The organism is Aquimarina sp. MAR_2010_214, from assembly GCF_002846555.1.
Taxonomy (GTDB): Bacteria; Bacteroidota; Bacteroidia; order Flavobacteriales; family Flavobacteriaceae; genus Aquimarina.
The window spans coordinates 4470310-4488652 of record NZ_PJMS01000001.1 but is presented as its reverse complement, the minus strand read 5'-3'; the positions used below and the strand labels follow the sequence as shown (position 1 = coordinate 4488652).

12 protein-coding genes are annotated in these 18343 nt (G+C 34.1%); 6 read left to right on the top strand and 6 right to left on the bottom strand.

Going from position 1 to position 18343, the window contains the following annotated elements; genetic code table 11:
- Positions 1-185: 185 nt before the first annotated feature.
- Positions 186-404 (top strand): helix-turn-helix transcriptional regulator, encoded by a 219-nt coding sequence (locus ATE84_RS19235; RefSeq protein WP_101449505.1) that lies wholly within the window; start codon positions 186-188, stop codon positions 402-404.
- 139 nt (positions 405-543) lie between these two features.
- Here the strand turns inward: ATE84_RS19235 and ATE84_RS19230 are convergent, their stop codons facing one another.
- Both ATE84_RS19230 and mnmE read right to left on the bottom strand, forming a co-directional pair.
- Positions 544-1698 (bottom strand): site-specific integrase, encoded by a 1155-nt coding sequence (locus ATE84_RS19230; RefSeq protein ID WP_101451103.1) that lies wholly within the window; start codon positions 1696-1698, stop codon positions 544-546.
- Positions 1699-1861: 163 nt separating this feature from the next.
- Positions 1862-3253, bottom strand: coding sequence for a tRNA uridine-5-carboxymethylaminomethyl(34) synthesis GTPase MnmE (mnmE, locus tag ATE84_RS19225; RefSeq protein ID WP_101449504.1), 1392 nt, complete (start codon positions 3251-3253; stop codon positions 1862-1864).
- A gap of 391 nt (positions 3254-3644) precedes the next feature.
- On the opposite strand from mnmE, the gene ATE84_RS19220 reads away from it, so the two are divergent.
- Together ATE84_RS19220 and ATE84_RS19215 are read left to right on the top strand one after the other, a co-directional pair.
- Entirely contained in the window at positions 3645-5450 is a 1806-nt protein-coding gene (locus ATE84_RS19220; RefSeq protein ID WP_158237302.1) for a trypsin-like peptidase domain-containing protein, read from the top strand.
- Positions 5451-5642: 192 nt separating this feature from the next.
- Entirely contained in the window at positions 5643-5981 is a 339-nt protein-coding gene (locus tag ATE84_RS19215; RefSeq protein ID WP_101449502.1) for a DUF4870 domain-containing protein, read from the top strand.
- A 58-nt stretch (positions 5982-6039) separates the two neighbouring features.
- On the opposite strand, the gene ATE84_RS19210 is transcribed toward ATE84_RS19215, so the two are convergent.
- The gene (locus tag ATE84_RS19210; RefSeq protein ID WP_101449501.1) at positions 6040-7290 is read right to left on the bottom strand and encodes an ammonium transporter; all 1251 of its coding nucleotides are present in this window, start codon (positions 7288-7290) and stop codon (positions 6040-6042) included.
- Positions 7291-7358: 68 nt separating this feature from the next.
- Positions 7359-7697, bottom strand: a complete 339-nt coding sequence (locus ATE84_RS19205; protein ID WP_101449500.1) for a P-II family nitrogen regulator — start codon at positions 7695-7697, stop codon at positions 7359-7361.
- Positions 7698-8143: 446 nt separating this feature from the next.
- Here ATE84_RS19205 and gltB point away from each other — a divergent pair, with 446 nt between their 5' ends.
- From gltB to ATE84_RS19190, 3 genes are all read left to right on the top strand, one after another.
- On the top strand, positions 8144-12646 hold the full coding sequence (gene gltB / locus ATE84_RS19200; protein WP_233195848.1) for a glutamate synthase large subunit: 4503 nt from the start codon (positions 8144-8146) through the stop codon (positions 12644-12646).
- 13 nt (positions 12647-12659) lie between these two features.
- Positions 12660-14123 carry a glutamate synthase subunit beta gene (locus ATE84_RS19195; RefSeq protein ID WP_101449498.1) on the top strand — a complete coding sequence of 488 codons (1464 nt, stop codon included), beginning with the start codon at positions 12660-12662 and terminating at the stop codon, positions 14121-14123.
- Positions 14124-14333: 210 nt separating this feature from the next.
- A complete protein-coding gene (locus ATE84_RS19190) occupies positions 14334-15158 on the top strand; it encodes a hypothetical protein (protein WP_101449497.1) in 825 nt (274 codons plus the stop codon).
- Between the two features lie 132 nt (positions 15159-15290).
- Here ATE84_RS19190 and ATE84_RS19185 read toward each other — a convergent pair whose 3' ends face one another.
- Positions 15291-17963, bottom strand: coding sequence for a M56 family metallopeptidase (locus tag ATE84_RS19185; protein WP_101449496.1), 2673 nt, complete (start codon positions 17961-17963; stop codon positions 15291-15293).
- On the bottom strand, positions 17963-18322 hold the full coding sequence (locus ATE84_RS19180; protein ID WP_101449495.1) for a BlaI/MecI/CopY family transcriptional regulator: 360 nt from the start codon (positions 18320-18322) through the stop codon (positions 17963-17965). The genes ATE84_RS19185 and ATE84_RS19180 overlap by 1 nt, the downstream gene beginning before the upstream one ends.
- Positions 18323-18343 lie beyond the last annotated feature (21 nt).

Genomic DNA, 18343 nt, shown 5'->3' with positions numbered 1-18343 from the left:
TAAAAAGACATACTAATAATTACCAAAATGATATTATGAATACTAATGAAAAGTCTGTTTTTAAGACTTATTGATCCATTAAACAGATCAAATGTAATAATAATTAGATCAATTTCAAAACAAAAGTTCTGTTTTTCGGATAACATGATCTGAATAAGTAACTTTATTGTCTAAATTTTTAATAAGTGACTGAGTTAGGAATATACTTTACAAAAAGATCAATTAACCGATCTGATGTTGCAAGGAAAACGGGAATAAACAAAACAAGAATGAGTGATCTTTCTAATAATCCTAGAACAAAACTTCGTGTTAGAGAGTTGTATTTAATTGCCTTGGCAATTGAAGCGGATCCAAGTGAATTATTTAAAGAAATATGCAAAGATTATAAACTTCCGAAACAATAGAACACGCCTTATCAAAAAGAGATACTCTTATTGTATTCTATATTTTTTATATAATTTTTTTTATAATTTCCTTTCAATTCACTCCCGTTGCTTTATGAGGAGCATATTGAACGAAAATTCATTTAAGCCTTAAAAAATTCTAATTATTAGAAATTTTTAAGACAGGAATACTATTGGCTGCCTCTTTCATCTTCTTATCAATGATTTTTGCATATATCTCTGTAGTTCGAATTTCTTTATGACCTAAACGCTTTGAAACCGTATAAATGTCTGCTCCATTTTCCAATAACAGAACCGCATTCGTGTGTCTTGCCGAATGAAATGTAATGTGCTTGGTAATGCCAGAAAACATACACCAACGGAGTAACTGAAGATTCATATAAGCGCTATAACGAAGCCCTTTAAATACACGCTCTTCAGTATCCTTTCGTTCTCCCAAGAGTTCCCTAGCCTGTTGTGAGATATACAAATATTCTACGCCTTCTGTTTTCTTCTGTTGAAATACAATTCGAAATATTGCTTTACCAACATCATCATTACCTTCTTCTCGCACTTCCGACCATTTTAATTTATTAACATCAGACCATCTGATCCCGGTAAGGGCTGAAAAAAGAAAAGCTCGTTTTAATAATGGAATGGCACAAGGGGTTTGTGATAGTTTTTGAAGCTCGTCACAAGTAAGATATTCCCTAGTGGATTCTCCCATTGAAAACCCCTTAACTTTTTTAATAAGATTTTCTTTCAAATACCCTTCATCAAAAGCGGCATTCAAACAAGCCTTGAATTTATTGAAATAAGTATGCTTAGTATTTTGAGATAGGTTCTTTTTACTTTTAGTTACAGCAACCGTATCAAGATGTTTTTTGAAACCTTTTATAAAATCTACATCAATGTCATTAAAAGTAATATGGGAAGGGGAATATTGTTCTAGATGCTTTTGAGCAGCATCCCAATTGTCATAATTACCCTTTGTTTGGTAACGCTCTTCTTTCTTCTTTTCGTAAAAACCCAATAGGGTTGTTTTACCAATATGATTGTTTTGAATTCTATACTTTCCTTGATAAACTTCTGCTTTTCGTATAGCAAGGATTTGCTCAGCAAGTTCAAATTGTTCTCGGTTCTTTTTCTTTTCAGAAGCAGATTTTGGATTGTCTACTAAATAAAGTTGTAGGTATTCGTAATCCCTGAGGTGTTTAATTTTTCCATTAGCAAGAGTTTGTATACCTTTATAATATTCTATATATAGACTCTGCTTTCCAGTTTTTAATTTTTTCTTCCTTAAGTGAACTTTTATCATAGCGACGCATTTTTTGTGTCTCGTAGATATTGAGACACACATGAGACGCAATAAAAGTATGAAAATTACAATATCAAAAGAAAGTAAAGTTTAAATAGTTATTAACAATCATTTGATTTATAGTCATTTGCACCCAAATGAAATCAAATAAAATGACTATCTATTTCCCGATACAGAAATTAGCAAAGATATTACCTAATAAATCATCACTGGTAATTTCTCCAGTGATTTCTCCAAAGTGATATAACGCCTGTCGAATGTCTATAGCCATAAGATCTCCCGAAAGCCCAGAATCAAGGCCGTATTGTACTTTTTGGATTTCTTCTAGAGCTTTTAATAGAGCATCATAATGACGAGAATTAGTCACTATGGTTTCATTGTTACGCAAAGCACCAGTATTTACAAATTCAAGAAGCTTATTTTGTAATTCTTCAACTCCAATATTTTGTTTTGCAGAAAGCAGGTGGATATTTTCGATTTCAGATTTCAGATTTGAAATTTGATCATCATCAAGTTTATCAACCTTATTAGCAACAATTACTAGTGGCTTTTGAGGATACTTATTTTTTATTTTTCCTATTTCAGTCTTTAATTGTAATAAGCTATCTACTGTTAGTTGTGAACTGTCGACCAAATATATAACTACTTGTGCTTGTTCGATTTTTTCAAATGTCTTTTGGATACCTATGCTTTCTACTACATCTTTGGTTTCTCGTATCCCTGCAGTGTCTATGAATCTAAAACCGATTCCACCAATAGTAATTTCATCTTCTATAGTATCACGAGTGGTTCCTGCAATATCTGATACAATGGCTCTTTCTTCGTTTAGCAAGGCGTTAAGTAAGGTAGACTTCCCAACATTAGGTTCTCCTACAATAGCTACCGGAATCCCGTTTTTGATAACATTACCAACTGCAAAAGAATCAATAAGGCGCTTTAATACGTTTATAATTCTGGCGATTAGATCCTTAAACTGAGTGCGATCTGCAAATTCTACATCTTCTTCGGCAAAATCTAGCTCTAGTTCTATTAAGGAAGCAAAATTAAGGAGTTCATCTCTTAGTTTTTGAATCTCATTAGAAAAACCACCTCGCATTTGTTGCATTGCAATTTGATGAGAAGCTTCAGAATCAGACGCAATAAGATCGGCCACGGCTTCTGCTTGAGAAAGGTCTAGTTTTCCATTAATAAATGCACGTAATGTAAACTCTCCGGCATTAGCCATTCGACATCCTTTCCGCAGTAATAATTGAATAATTTCCTGTTGAATATATACAGAACCGTGACAAGAAATCTCTATAGTGGGCTCACCAGTATATGAATTAGAGCCTTTAAAAATAGATACCAAAACTTCATCTAAGACTCTGTTTTCATCAACAATATGTCCCAAATGGATAGTATGACTTTTTTGAGCACTTAGTTCTTTTCCACTAACAGATTGAAATAAAGGAGAGCAAATAGTAATGGCGTCTTTCCCAGAGACGCGAATGACCGCAATAGCCCCGGCTCCCGATGGGGTTGCTAATGCTACTATAGTGTCTTGTACGATCATATGTTTTTATGATATAAAAATGCAAAAGTAGGGATTAATACATCTATTTTGAATTTTGCTTGCCAAACTTTTTTGAGGAGTTAATTTTCTTTTCTATCTTGTAGCAGGAAGAAGAAATACTTCAGTATTAACCAACTTATTTCCTTCGGAGAAAAAAGAGTAAGAGAAAACCACTGGTTTTTGATTGATTAAAAAATTGGATGACCAGTTAGTGGAATACAATTTTGTAGCAAGTAATTGTGCTGCAAGAGTTTTTGTACTAACTAAATTTAATGTCTAAATCTAATAATTTTTAATCTTAACTCCTATGAATTCAAACAACACAAGCTCATTTCACATTAATTATCGGTATTCTGTACATCGAACATGTATGTTACTATGCATCATTTTCATGCTGATACCATTTATTAATTTTGCTCAAGATGAATTGCCTCGTCATTATACTAAGTATAATATGGAAATAAAACCTGATGGCAATCAAAGTAAAAGTAGTTCACAAATTATTACACAAACCATATCAGAAAAAGGCGCTACCTGGTTACGGTTGTTTCTTAAAGATGTAAACTTAGGAAACAAAAGCACATTAACCATTACATCTGCATTAGATGGTGCTACACAAACATTAACTTCAACAACTATTAAAGATTGGAAGAACACTACAGCTTATTTTAATGGTGATAAAATCATTCTAGAGTTAACTGTTGCTCCAGGAGAAGAAGCTATAGCTCTTACTATTAATGAGGTAGGAGTTGGTGAAAATGATCCAACATCAAAATCCCAATGTGGATCGTCTGATGATAGGGTAGATTCAACAGATAACGCAATCGGACGAATCGTTCCTATTGGTTGTACAGGTTGGATAATTACTAATGGTAAATTGGTTACTGCCGGACATTGTACAGGAAGCAGAGCGCAACTTATAGAATTTAATGTGCCTAAATCTAATCCAGATCGTAGTATAGTGCATCCAGGACCAGAAGATCAGTATCCTATAGGTAATTTTGTTACTGATTATGTTAGGGGAAGACCTGAAACCGATTGGGCTGTGTTTACTGCAAGCGCAAATTCGCAAACAGGTAAAACCCCTATCCAGGCACAAGGAAAATCATTTAATGTAGTGCAAAGTGCTCCTGGGAGTAATATAACAATAACTGGTTTTGGTACCGATACTGGTATTGATAACCAAACACAACAAACCCATACAGGACCATTATCATCTGTTGATAATACATTTGTTAGATATAGAACAGATACAACAGGTGGAAACTCAGGAAGTCCGATTATTGATACCGCAACAGGAAATGCGGTGGGTGTTCATGCGTATGGTGGATGCTCGGGATCAAGCGGTTCTAATTTTGGAGAAAGAGCAACAATACCTGCTTTTTGGAATGCCATGGGATTAGATGGAAATCCACCTCCTCCCACGTGTGTAACTCTTGATTTTAATGATTTTCAAATTACATCATTTTCAAGCCAGGATAGAGCGGGTGATTTTTCTGTGCAAAATGGAGGAAATGCATTATCCTTACAGAATAATACATGGAAATATATTGCTATGAATTATACTGTAACGTCGAATACAGTAATCGAATTCGAATTCAGTAGCACATCTCAAGGAGAAATACATGCTGTTGGTTTTGAAAATGATAATTCTCTTACCTCCTCCAGGTATTTTAGGGTATATGGTACACAGAACTACGGAGTTAGTAATTATGATGATTATTCAGGATCTGGAACTAAAAAGTATACTATTCCGGTAGGGAATTTTTATACAGGTAGTATGGATAGATTAGTATTTATTAATGATAATGATGCTGGTAGTGGTAATACTTCTGTGTTTAGTAATGTAAAAGTATATGAAGGATCTTGTGGGCAATCTGCAACAGCAGAAAATTTAATTGCAGAATTAGAGTCAGCTACTCCTGTTTTAGGTAAGGATAATGAAAATGAATTATCTGGATTACAATTAACACCTAACCCAACTAAAGATAGTTTTTCATTATATATAAGTAAATATGCTACTGGTAATATATATGCGACAATCTATACGATCTTAGGTAGTAAAAAAGGAAAGATAGAACTTCGACCAGGAGTAAATACGATATCAGCTCGTAATCTGTCCTTAGGCACAGGTATTTATCTGATTAAGGTCGATGGTAGCGATGGATCTGCTACCAAGAAACTAATCGTGAATTAGTATTGTATATAAAAGATATTAAATTTATAGTTATGAACACCTCGACTTTGTTTCGAGGTGTTTTTTTTTAAGTTAAATGTTGAATTATGAGACATGTTACTGTAACAAATTGCTGTTTTTTTCGTCAGATAAGTATGTGATTGCTAATATTTTTAGCAATAAAATCAATCATCAATCAAAAACGTAGAAATTATGAGACAGGACAGATCGTTATTAGTTATTACCCATTTATCACAATTATTAGATCTTATCACCGGATTCGGAGGGTTTATAGTGCCTCTGATATTGTGGTTAACTCAGAGAGAAAGAGTTTCAGCAATGGATGAGCATGGAAAATCAATTATGAATTTTCAGATAAGTATGTTCATCTATGCAATTATCTGTATTCCTTTGATATTATTATTTGGACTAGGGCTACTGGGATTAGCTCTTATTGCATTGCTATGCTTTATATTCCCTATTATTAATGCAGTAAAAGTAAATAATGGAGAAGAGCCTTCATATCCACTATCTATGCATATTATAAAATAATCTAAAAGAAGGGTGGTTTTTAAGCCACCCTTCTTGATTATTATCACTATTTAAATTTCTAGTGTTGGTTAATTCTAAAATCTGGATAGGCATCCATACCATGTTCGTGACTATCTAATCCGTCAATTTCTTCTTTTTCCGAAACTCGGATTCCTATAGTTTTTTTAAGGGTAAATATGATAGCAAAAGCTGTTGTTAGGCAAAAACTCCCAACAATGAGTACGCCGAGACCTTGAACTAAAAACTGATCAAAACTGGCTTTATCTCCAAAAAGACCTACGGCCAAAGTTCCCCAGATACCACAGATCAGATGAACCGCTATTGCACCTACAGGGTCATCTAGTTTTAATTTATCTACCAATGCTACACCAAATATGATAATTATACCAGCGAGTAAACCAATAAATACAGCTTCGTTTGGAGACATTAAATCAGCTCCGGCTGTTATTCCTACCAAGCCTCCCAGGATACCATTTAAGAACATAGTAAGATCATAGTTTTTGTATAAGATGGTAGAAAGTACAAATGCCCCAACTCCGCCTGCAGCAGCTGCGAGACAAGTGGTTACTAATACTAATGAGGTACTGGCAGGATCAGCAGAGAGCACAGATCCACCATTAAACCCAAACCATCCTAACCAAAGAATAAGCACACCAGCTGCTGCGAGAGGGATATTGTGTCCGGGAATAGCTTGTGGTCTTCCTTCAAAACTAAATTTACCAATTCTTGCACCTAATAGGATAATTGCTACTATCGCAGCCCATCCACCAACAGAGTGAACAAGTGTAGCACCTGCAAAGTCATAAAACCCTTTGGCTTCACCAATTTTTAAAGTAGATAAAAATCCATTTCCCCATTGCCAGGAACCTACTATAGGGTATACTACACCAACATACAGTATAGTGAATATCATAAATGCTCCTTGCTTAATGCGTTCTGCTACAGCACCAGAAACTATTGTAGCTGCAGTGGCAGCAAACATTCCTTGAAATAAGAAATCTGTCCACCAGGTGTATCCTCCGCTGGCATATTCAGGAGTCATTCCATTCTCGGGAGGAGTGATGCCAAATCCTGCAAATTTTAAAAAACCAAAATCTCCATCCTCGAATCCTGGATACATGAGATTAAAACCACCAATGTAGTATAATAATAGACCTACACAGATGATAAATACATTTTTAAATAATATATTAATTGTGTTTTTTTGACGAGTTAATCCTATTTCTAAAAAAGAAAACCCTAAGTGCATGAAAAATACGAGTGCGGTACACATCATCATCCATACATTGTTTGTGGTTAAAAGTTCCATGGTTTGATTACTATTAAAATTGTTTTTAGTTTTTGATTGGTTAATTTTTTTATGATCAGTGAGAGGTGTTAGTTTAATGTTTCACTACCTTTTTCAGAAGTACGAATCCTATAGGCTTCTTTGATGTCAGAAACAAAGATTTTTCCGTCACCAACTTCTCCGGTTTTTGCAGCTTCGAGAATTGCAGAGATTGCAACTTCTTCAAAATCATCATTTACAACAATAGATAAATACCTTCTTTGAATATCTGTTGTGCTATAAGAAATCCCTCTATAGACACTTCCTTTTTGTTCATGTCCAACTCCGGTTACATCCCAATACGAGAAAAACATAACACCTTTATTGTGTAAGGCCTCTTTTACAACTCGGTATTTTGATCTCCTGATAATTGCTTCTATTTTCTTCATAAAGAATAAAAGTTAAAATTAATATTGAATTCTATTCAAAACTATAGTTTTTTAAAATAAACTATCAAATAAATAGGGTTCGTTTAGTTATTTTTATCAATTTTTGTTTTATAACCATATAAAAATTAGGGTTGAATATTATTTTTTGTAAAAAATGACAATTTGATACTTGTTAGTATTCAAAACCTTCTCGAAAACGTTTTCGTTAAAATTATCTGATAATCAGTAGACTGTGTTTTTGTTCTAATTCTTGATTTATTTATGTTTTTTTACAAAAAATGCATTGTCAAATTCATAATTAGAAGCTCTTATTTTGTGATTATTTTATTCTGGAAGCTCTTTTTTTATGTAGCTCAAAAAAGTGATTGCGAAAGCTGTTTTTTTCTTTCTCGATACTTAATGATTTGTTAATTTCATCTGCTTGAAACACTTTTAGATCAGAAAATATGATGAAGAAACAAGGAATGTATCTACCAGAATTTGAGCATGACGCATGTGGTGCAGGATTCATTTGTAGCTTGGAAGGGAAAAAATCAAATGATATTATTCATAAAGCATTAGAAATTCTTGAAAAACTAGAGCATCGAGGTGCTGTAAGTGCCGATGGAAAGACAGGGGATGGAGCAGGAATCTTGATTGATATTCCGCATGATTTTTTTATTGAACATTGTGATTTTGAATTACCAGCAGCCGGAGAATACGCAGTAAGTAATGTTTTCTTACCTAAGAAAGAAAATCAAAGGCAATTTTGTATAGATACCTTCGAACAAAATATTATTGATCAAGGGCTTGTTTTATTAGGATGGAGAGATGTTCCTGTTGACCATATTCATATTGGTGAGATTGCAGCAACGACAGAACCATTTATAAAACAAATATTTATTGGTAAAGAAAATGAAGATCAAAATTATTTTGACTTCAATTTAAAACTATTTATAGCAAGGAAAATAACAGAGCATACCATATATGAATCCAAATTATCAGAAAGCAAGTTTTTCTATTTACCTAGCTTGTCGACAAAAACATTAATATTTAAAGGCTTATTGATGCCAGAGGATATTAAATTGTATTATAAGGATTTATTGAATCCAAAAGTAGTAACCCGATTAGCTTTGGTACATCAACGTTTCTCGACCAATACATTTCCAACCTGGGATCTAGCACAACCTTTTCGTTATATGTGTCATAATGGTGAGATTAATACCTTAAGAGGAAATATAACCAGAATGCGTTCTAGAGAAGAGCTATTGGAGAGCGATTGGTTTGGGGAAGATATTAAAAAGATACTTCCGGTGGTGTTAAAAGGTAAGTCAGATTCTGCTTCTATGGATATGGTTGTAGAGTTATTATTAATGACGGGGAGATCACTCCCTGAAGTAATGATGATGATGGTGCCAGAAGCTTGGGAGAAAAACCCAGAAATGTCTGAGGTTAAGAAAGCCTTTTATGAATATAATTCTTGTTCTATGGAGCCATGGGATGGCCCTGCATCAATTCCTTTTACAGATGGTAATTATATAGGAGCGGTGTTGGATAGAAATGGATTAAGACCTTCTCGTTATAGCGTAACCAAAGATGGTTATGTGATCATGTCTTCAGAAACAGGAGTGGTGGATCTTAAACCAGATAATATAGAATATCACGGTAGACTGGAGCCTGGAAAAATGTTCTTGGTGAACATGGGTGAAGGTAGAATTGTAAATGATGAAGAGATCAAAGAAGAGATTGCAGCAAAGCATCCTTATCGAGAATGGTTGGATAAAAATCTGGTGCATTTAAGGGATATACCGTATAATGATTGCCCTTTGTTTTTGGGCGAAGAAACCGTTGCCAAACGAAAAGAAGTATTTGGGTATACTCAAGAAGATATCGATACTATTATTTCTCCTATGGGGCAATTAGGAAAAGAACCTATTGGTTCTATGGGATCTGATACACCAATTGCAATACTTTCTGAGCGTCCGCAATTGATCTATAATTATTTTAAACAATTATTTGCCCAGGTTACTAATCCTCCATTAGATGGTATTCGCGAAGAATTGATTACCGATATCAGTCTAACGTTAGGAGCTGATCATAATATATTTAGTATTCATGAGAAACACTGCAACAAACTAAAAATCCAAAACCCTGTAATATCCAAAGAAGACTTAGATAAAATTAAAACCTATACAGGTAAAGGATTTAAATCTACTTCAATACCAATGTTGTATAACATTAACAAAGGATTAAATGGTCTTGAAGATGCATTAGAAATAATGCTCAAAAATGTATCAGAAGCTATTGATGAAGGAACAAATATAATTATACTTTCTGATAGAAATGTAAGCAAACACAGAGCCCCAATTCCTGCTTTGTTAGCGTGCTCTTATGTTAATAGTGGATTGCAAAAGTTAGGAAAACGATCAAAAGTCAGTACTATTATTGAATCTGCAGAACCAAGAGAAGTACATCACTTTGCTTTGCTATTTGGATATGGAGCTAGTGCGATTAATCCATACATGGTAAATGAGATCATACGAGAGGAAATAAAAGAAGATAATATTTCTGGACTTACTTTTGAAGATGCCATATATAACTATAATAAAGCGGTAGGTAAAGGAGTATTGAAAGTGATGAATAAAATAGGTATTTCTACCTTAAACTCATACAGAAGTTCTCAGTTGTTCGAATGTATTGGTATTAATACCAAGGTAGTGGATCAATATTTTCCGAATACCGCAACACGTATAGAAGGAATCGGGTTGTATGAAATCGAAAAAGAAATTTCTAAACGACATAAAAGAGCTTATATAAGACAGGAAGTGGCAGGTAATTTAAGTTTAGAAATAGGAGGGCAGTATCGATGGAGACGTAATGGAGAAAAACATCAGTTTAACCCTTTATCTGTTGCTAAACTACAAAAATCAGTTCGGGATAATGATTCTAAAACGTATGCAGAATATGCAAAATTGATTAACGAACAATCAAAGGCATTGATGACTATAAGGGGAATGTTGGAGTTTTCTAATTATGATCCGATTTCGATAGATGAGGTAGAGCCTTGGACAGAGATTGTAAAACGTTTTAAAACGGGAGCGATGTCATATGGATCTATTAGCAAAGAGGCTCATGAAAACCTTGCTATTGCAATGAACCGTATCGGAGGAAAAAGTAACTCTGGAGAAGGAGGGGAGAGTCCACTTCGTTTTTATAAAGATGTAAATGGAGATTGGAAAAACAGTGCAATTAAACAAGTAGCTTCTGGTCGATTTGGAGTATCATCAAACTATTTAACGAATGCTGCTGAGATTCAAATTAAAATGGCTCAGGGTGCTAAGCCAGGAGAAGGAGGGCAATTACCAGGGCCAAAAGTAAATCCTGAAATAGCCAAAACCCGTAATTCTACACCTTATGTAGGGTTAATTTCACCACCACCACATCATGATATTTATTCTATCGAAGATTTATCGCAGTTAATTTATGATCTGAAATCTGCAAATAGAAATGCAAGGATAAATGTAAAACTAGTGTCAGAAGTTGGTGTAGGAACCGTCGCAGCAGGAGTAGCCAAAGCAAAGGCAGATGTAGTACTAATTTCTGGATTTGATGGAGGTACCGGAGCATCACCATTAACATCTTTAAAGCATGCCGGACTTCCATGGGAACTAGGTATTGCAGAAGCGCAACAAACATTGGTTGGTAATAACCTACGTAGTCGTATTGTGCTAGAGTGTGACGGACAGTTAAAAACCGGTCGGGATGTTGCGATAGCATGCCTGTTGGGAGCAGAAGAATTTGGTTTCGCGACAGCACCTCTGGTAGCGTCAGGATGTGTAATGATGCGTGTGTGTCACTTGAATACCTGTCCGGTTGGTATCGCAACACAAAACCCAGAACTACGCAAAAAATTTAAAGGTAAACCAGAACATGTAGTAAATTATATGTATTTCGTAGCCCAAGAGTTGCGAGAGATTATGGCACAGCTAGGGTTTCGTACTATCAATGAAATGATAGGGCAAGTAAGTAAATTGAACCATAAAAAAGCCATTGACCATTATAAGGCTGCAGGAGTAGATCTTACTCCAATTCTTCATCAAGTAGAGGCACCTTATGGCGTGGATATCTATAATACCGAAAGTCAGGATCATGGTTTGGAGAAATCTATAGATTTTAAAATCATAGAACAAGCACACCCGGCGCTTTTCCGTAAAGAAAAAACAGCTTTAGATTTTGATATTTGTAATACCGATCGAGCTGTTGGAGCAATTCTAAGTAATGAAATATCAAAAATTTATGGAGCACAAGGATTACCTGATAATACTTTGAAATTGAACTTTACAGGAGCAGCCGGACAAAGCTTTGGAGCATTTGCAACCAAAGGATTAACGATGGTGGTTAATGGGAATACCAATGATTACCTGGGAAAAGGGCTTTCGGGAGCAAAACTCATTATTAAAGTACCCGAAGAAGCTACTATTATTCCTGAAAATAATGTAATTACTGGTAATGTAACTCTATATGGGGCTACAGCAGGAGAAGTGTATATTAATGGTAAAGCAGGAGAACGATTCTGTGTACGTAACTCTGGAGCAAAAGCAGTTGTTGAAGGGATTGGTGATCATGGATGTGAGTATATGACAGGAGGTATTGCAGTAATTCTAGGAGAAGTAGGAAGAAATTTTGGGGCAGGAATGTCTGGAGGTATTGCATATATCTATGATGACAAAAGAACATTTGAAGCACATTGCAATAAAGAAGCTTTAAATCTTGATCCTGTAATAGAGCAAAATGATGTAAATGAACTTAAAGGGTTAATAGAGAATCATTACAACGCTACTTTAAGTCCTTTGGTACAAAGAATTCTGGAAAACTGGGAGAGTGAATTATCAAAATTCATTAAGATTTTTCCAGAGGAATATAAACAGGCATTGAAACGATTAGAAGAAGAAAAACTAGCACAAGCATAAAACGATATTGAGTATGGGAAAGATAACTGGATTTTTAGAATTTGAAAGAGAGATAGAACAGTACCAAGCTGTAAAAGATCGTATCAAAGAATATAAAGAGTTTACCGTCGGAATGCCTGAGGGAAAACTCAAAAATCAAGGAGCACGCTGTATGGATTGTGGAATACCATTTTGTCATAGTGGATGCCCATTGGGTAACCTGATTCCTGATTTTAATGATGCTGTATATCGTGGTAAGTGGAAAAAAGCGGCAGAAATTCTACATTCAACCAATAATTTTCCTGAGTTCACAGGGAGATTATGTCCGGCACCATGTGAAGAAGCTTGTGTGTTAGGTATAAATGAAGATCCTGTAACTATTGAAAATATTGAAAAAAACATTGTAGAACAAGCTTTTGAAAACGATTGGATTAAGGCTAATCCTCCAAGCGAAAGAACAGGTAAGACAGTAGCTGTAATTGGATCTGGACCTGCTGGATTAGCAACTGCTCAACAATTAAACCGTGCCGGACATTTGGTTACGGTTTTTGAAAGAGATGAAAAAGTGGGAGGGTTGCTGCGTTATGGTATTCCTGACTTTAAAATGGAAAAAAATGTAATTGATCGTCGTGTTGCTATTTTAGAACAAGAAGGTATTGTTTTTAAAACGAATGCTCATATAGGAAAAGAGGTCAAAGCAGATCAGTTAAAAGCTGATTTTGATGCTGTAGTATTGTGTACAGGAGCTACAGTTCGCCGTAATTTATCAGTTAAAGGAGCTGATCTTAAAGGAGTAGTGCAAGCCATGGATTTTTTACCACAAAATAACAGAAGAGTTGACGGGATAAAAGATTTAGGAGAAGAAATTCTGGCTACAGGAAAAGATGTGATTGTAATAGGAGGAGGAGATACCGGATCAGATTGTATAGGAACTTCTGTGCGTCATGGTGCAGCTTCTGTTACTAATTTTGAGATCATGGGGAAGGGAACCATAGAACGTCCAGCAAATCAACCCTGGCCGTTTTGGCCAATGCGTTTACGCACAAGCTCATCTCATCAGGAGGGAGTAACTCGTAATTGGAGTATCTCTACCAAAGAGTTTTTGGGGGATCAAAATGGAAACCTAAAAGGTTTACTTACTACCGAAGTAGAATGGGTAAAAGAAAACGGTCGTTTTACTTTGAAAGAAATTCTGGGTACAGAGAAAGAATGGAAATGTGAATTAGCTTTGTTGGCATTAGGGTTTACAGGATCAGAACCAACTATTGCAGAGCAATTAGGAATTGATATGGATGCAAGAACAAATATTAAGGCTAGTGAACAAGATTATTCAACCAATGTAAAAGGAGTTTTTGCAGCAGGTGACACCCGTAGAGGACAGTCATTAATTGTTTGGGCAATTGCAGAAGGTAGAGAAGCTGCATATCACATAGATACCTATTTGATGGGGTCGTCTAATCTGCCACTTAAAGGAGAAGGAGATTTGCCTAGAGTATAAAAAGTATGAGATACTCCTTAATTTGTCATTTAGTGAGTAGAGAAAAGTTGGGTGTTAAGAATTATAATAACTAAGAGTGTAATTTTTATTTATAATTTTAACATTAATAATAATTAATTGGCAAGTTTAGTATTATATTAAGGTAATATAATGTAATTTTTGTATTAAATAATTGTATAATTTTTAATAGTAATTTTAAACTATATAATTATGTTAACACACAAATTCAAACTCAGTATTTTTTTGACCACTATTTTGTTATGTGCTAGTTGTCAAAATGATGGTTTAGATCAGGAAGATCTGAATCAAGAAGAACAATCATTATCTAAAGAAGCTACAGCTACTTTGGATTATTTAATCGAAAAAGGATATTCTAAGGAAGATCTTATACCAAATTTTAAAGATGAAGCTTTTATACACGATGACTACGTGATTCCTTTTGCATTAAAAGGTAATATGGATAAAAACCCATCCAAAAAAGGAAGTGTTCAGGAAAAAAACCAATGGAACTATGTTGGGAATGGGGTATATTATAGTAACTCCAGAAATGTTAGTTATTATGTTGAAAGAAACTACCCCAGAGATTTAGAGTACGTACTTTCCTGGGCGGCTTATCATTGGAGTCGTTCAAGTGCTAATATTAATATTAGAAGAACGTATACCAGGTCGAGTGCAGATATTTTGGTAGGGTCTTGGTATAATTCTAATGAAGTTGCATGGGCGAGAGCGCTGTTACCTGATGGTAGAGGAAATGTTGGCGCCTGGATGAGAGTAAATACAGCTAAATCTCATCCAGGTGATGAATCTACAATGGCTTTGTTGATACACGAACTAGGACATAATCTTGGTTATTTACATTCTGATCAGAATGATGGAGGTCAGATTCCTGGGACTAATGGTCCTTCATATCATCAAAGAAATAATTGTGGTTCTGTCATGAAAAGTAGCGTATATACATGTAATTGGAGATTCAGTTCAACACCTGGATGGTCGAGAGATGATAGAACGGCTATCACTTGGGCTTATGGAAATTAGTAATTCTAACTCTTAATGTGTTTTACTATCTAAATACCTTTATAACTTTAATTAAGATGGCTCTATGATAATTATCATAGAGCCATTCCCGTTTTTTGATTGATTGAATTTTGGTTAGCTTATTATAAATATTTAAAAATGAATTTTGATTCTGATCGCTTGTTCTAACGAAATATCTTTGTCCTGTTCTTTTAAGGATTTTATAAACTCTGGTGTAACATTATGAATTTTAAGACTCTTTGCTTGATCAGCTGTTATATTTTTGAACCCTATATCTTTAAAAGATTGTACAAACTCTGGAGTGACTCTATGAATTTTGAATGACATGATATCATCTAGCGGAAGATCACCGAATTGTGTCTTTTTGAATTCTTTAATATATTCTGGAGATACATTATGAATCTTTAGAGATATTAATTTGTTTATAGAGATATTAGAATACCCTATTTTTATATATTCTGAAGCAGCATTAGGAGATACGTTGTGTATTTTTAATGATTTTGCCTCATCCAAAGAGATGTTTTTATATCCGGCTTTTTTAAACGAATCAATAAAATCAGGAGTCACATTATGAATTTTTAAAGCAACTACATCATTTAGAGGAATGTTATTGTAACCAGCTTTATTAAACATTTTGATAAATTCTGGGGTTACATTGTGTATTTTTAGTTTGATGATATCATCAATAGGTACATTGTCATAACCAAGTTGTTTAAATTGTCTAATAAAATCATTTGGCGTTTGCTGATCATTTTGTGAGACACCACGACTATTGGTAGAACTCGACAGCGTATTTTGATCTCTCTTGCTTTTAGAAGAAGAAAAACCTTTAGCTGTTTTTACCTGGCCCGGTGTGATATCATGAATCTTTAGTTTTATAGCTTCTCGTAATGAAATATTATTTTGCCCGGCTTTTTTATATGCCTTTATAAGTTCTGGAGTTACACCATGAATTTTGAGTTTCTTTGCTTCCTGTAAAGTAATATTGGGATATCCCGCTTTCTTAAAACTATTTACATATACCGGAGTAACATTATGAATTTTAAGGTTTTTGGCTTCTTTTACAGTGATATTAGTATGTCCGGCCTTTTTAAATGACTCAATAAAATCTGGAGTCACATCGTGAATTTTTAATTTCATATAATCATCAAGAGACAGATTACCATAGCCATTATCTCGATATGATTTAATAAATTCAGAAGAGACATTATGGATTTTGGCTTTTGTAATCTTTTTTAAGGATGTTTTATTACCATTTAATGTATTGATAAATGAAATATAGGCAACATCAACATTGAACAAATTAAGTTTACTAACCTCTTCCATGGTATAATTCTCATAACCTAATCGGGCAAGTTCTTTTCGATACATTTTTAGCTTATCAAGCGGAAGTGATTTATGAATAATATCTTCAAAATCATCTTGATCGATTTTTAGATTTTCACGTTTCAGATAACTAAGGTAATTGTTGTCAAAACCTGTAAGGAAACAATGAACTAAATCTTTGTTATCTACATGCAAACCATAAGCTTTAAGTGATGTAATAAAAGCTTCATTAGGAGTGAAAGTATATCTTCCATCACCAATTTTGTTATCAAACTGACCAATATAGGTCATAGTTCCTGCATCTTTTGTAATTTTAAATTGTTGTCGGTCTCCATTAGGAAAATCTTTAAAATAGGCTGGATCATAACATCTGGTCATAGACCAGAAATTTCGTTTAAGAGGTTCTGCACTTCTGTACATAATACATAATTTACCTCCTCCAACTTCGGCATCCCAAACTCCCTTAGTAAAGTCATTTTGAGCACTAGATGATATAGATCCTTTTCCGAAATCTACAGTCACATCCATAGGTTCTTTATCATGATTTACCAGTACTTCATTAGGTTTTACCGGGTTAAAAGAAAACACGGTGATAGCGAGTAGTGGAATAATGATTAGGTATTTCCACCCTGATTTTGATGTTGATTTTTTAGAATTCATCATGAGTATTCGTTTTTTGAGAAATGATTGATTGTAACTTGTTGCCAAACCTGTTGGCATATTTGGGGTGGAGACTTTGAGAAGGTTCATTTGATAAACTTCTCTGTCCTCACCTATATTAAGCATATTATTGTCGGTTAGGTATTCTAGATTGTTATCGATGGCTCTGCGGTATAACCAAGCAAAAGGGTTAAACCACTGCATCATCACCAATAACTCAACTAATAACATATCGATACTATGTTTACCTTTAATATGTACTTGTTCGTGTTTTAGGATTTGTAAATACGTATCTGGATTGTATTGACTGGGATTCATAAATATCCGATTCCAAAATGAGTAAGGAGCATGTTTTTTATCGGTTTCTACAATTTTATAATCATCAACTTCTACAGTTGGATATTTAGAAATACGATATAATAGAACTCCCAATTGAATAATAAAATGAATACCAAATACTAATATACCTAATACATAAATGTATAGCAGAATTGATCTCCAGTCTAAAAACATGCTAACCGAAATAGTACTGATGTTAGAAGTATCTATAGCTGATGTGTCTTCAGTTTTTGTACTTGTTTCTGATATTTTATGATCTATAGCAGGAGAATTTGATGGCTGTATTTCTACTTCTTGAAATAGAGCATTTTTAAATGATAAATTTTCTGGAACAGTAATAAAAGGTAAAGTGAATGAAAGCACCACCAATGATAATAATACCCATCTGTTTAAATGGTAAAAGGTCTCTTTAGAAAGAAAAAATCGATATATAATATATGATAATCCTATTAATGCCGAGCTATGTATGATATAGTCCATTATTTCTTGTTTTTTATCAGTTGAATTATTTCCTCTAATTCGTCGGTATTTATTTTCTCTTCTTTGGCAAAGAATTTAACCAAAGCCAAAGGAGAATTATCAAAATAATTGTGCATTACTTCGCCCAAGACTTCCTTTTGATACTCATCTTTTGATACTAAAGGATAATATTGAAAACTGTTTCCATAGGCTACATGACTTATAAACCCTTTTTCTTCTAAAATTTTTACAATAGTAGCAGTAGTATTATAATGTGGCTTAGGATCAGAAAGCTCTTCAATGATCTCCTTTATAAATGCTTTTTCCAATTTCCACAGACTTTGCATAATCTGTTCTTCTCTTTTGGCTAATTTTTGCATAGTATCAATTTTATAAAGCAA

What these genes read in the sequence shown, in the direction of transcription:
- ATE84_RS19190 (WP_101449497.1), top strand. Translation starts at nt 14,334, where the DNA reads ATGTTAACACACAAATTCAAACTCAGTATTTTTTTGACCACTATTTTG.
- ATE84_RS19185 (WP_101449496.1), bottom strand. Translation starts at nt 17,963, where the DNA reads ATGGACTATATCATACATAGCTCGGCATTAATAGGATTATCATATATT.
- ATE84_RS19220 (WP_158237302.1), top strand. Translation starts at nt 3,645, where the DNA reads ATGCTGATACCATTTATTAATTTTGCTCAAGATGAATTGCCTCGTCAT.
- ATE84_RS19195 (WP_101449498.1), top strand. Translation starts at nt 12,660, where the DNA reads ATGGGAAAGATAACTGGATTTTTAGAATTTGAAAGAGAGATAGAACAG.
- mnmE (WP_101449504.1), bottom strand. Translation starts at nt 3,253, where the DNA reads ATGATCGTACAAGACACTATAGTAGCATTAGCAACCCCATCGGGAGCC.
- ATE84_RS19215 (WP_101449502.1), top strand. Translation starts at nt 5,643, where the DNA reads ATGAGACAGGACAGATCGTTATTAGTTATTACCCATTTATCACAATTA.
- gltB (WP_233195848.1), top strand. Translation starts at nt 8,144, where the DNA reads ATGATGAAGAAACAAGGAATGTATCTACCAGAATTTGAGCATGACGCA.
- ATE84_RS19210 (WP_101449501.1), bottom strand. Translation starts at nt 7,290, where the DNA reads ATGGAACTTTTAACCACAAACAATGTATGGATGATGATGTGTACCGCA.
- ATE84_RS19180 (WP_101449495.1), bottom strand. Translation starts at nt 18,322, where the DNA reads ATGCAAAAATTAGCCAAAAGAGAAGAACAGATTATGCAAAGTCTGTGG.
- ATE84_RS19205 (WP_101449500.1), bottom strand. Translation starts at nt 7,697, where the DNA reads ATGAAGAAAATAGAAGCAATTATCAGGAGATCAAAATACCGAGTTGTA.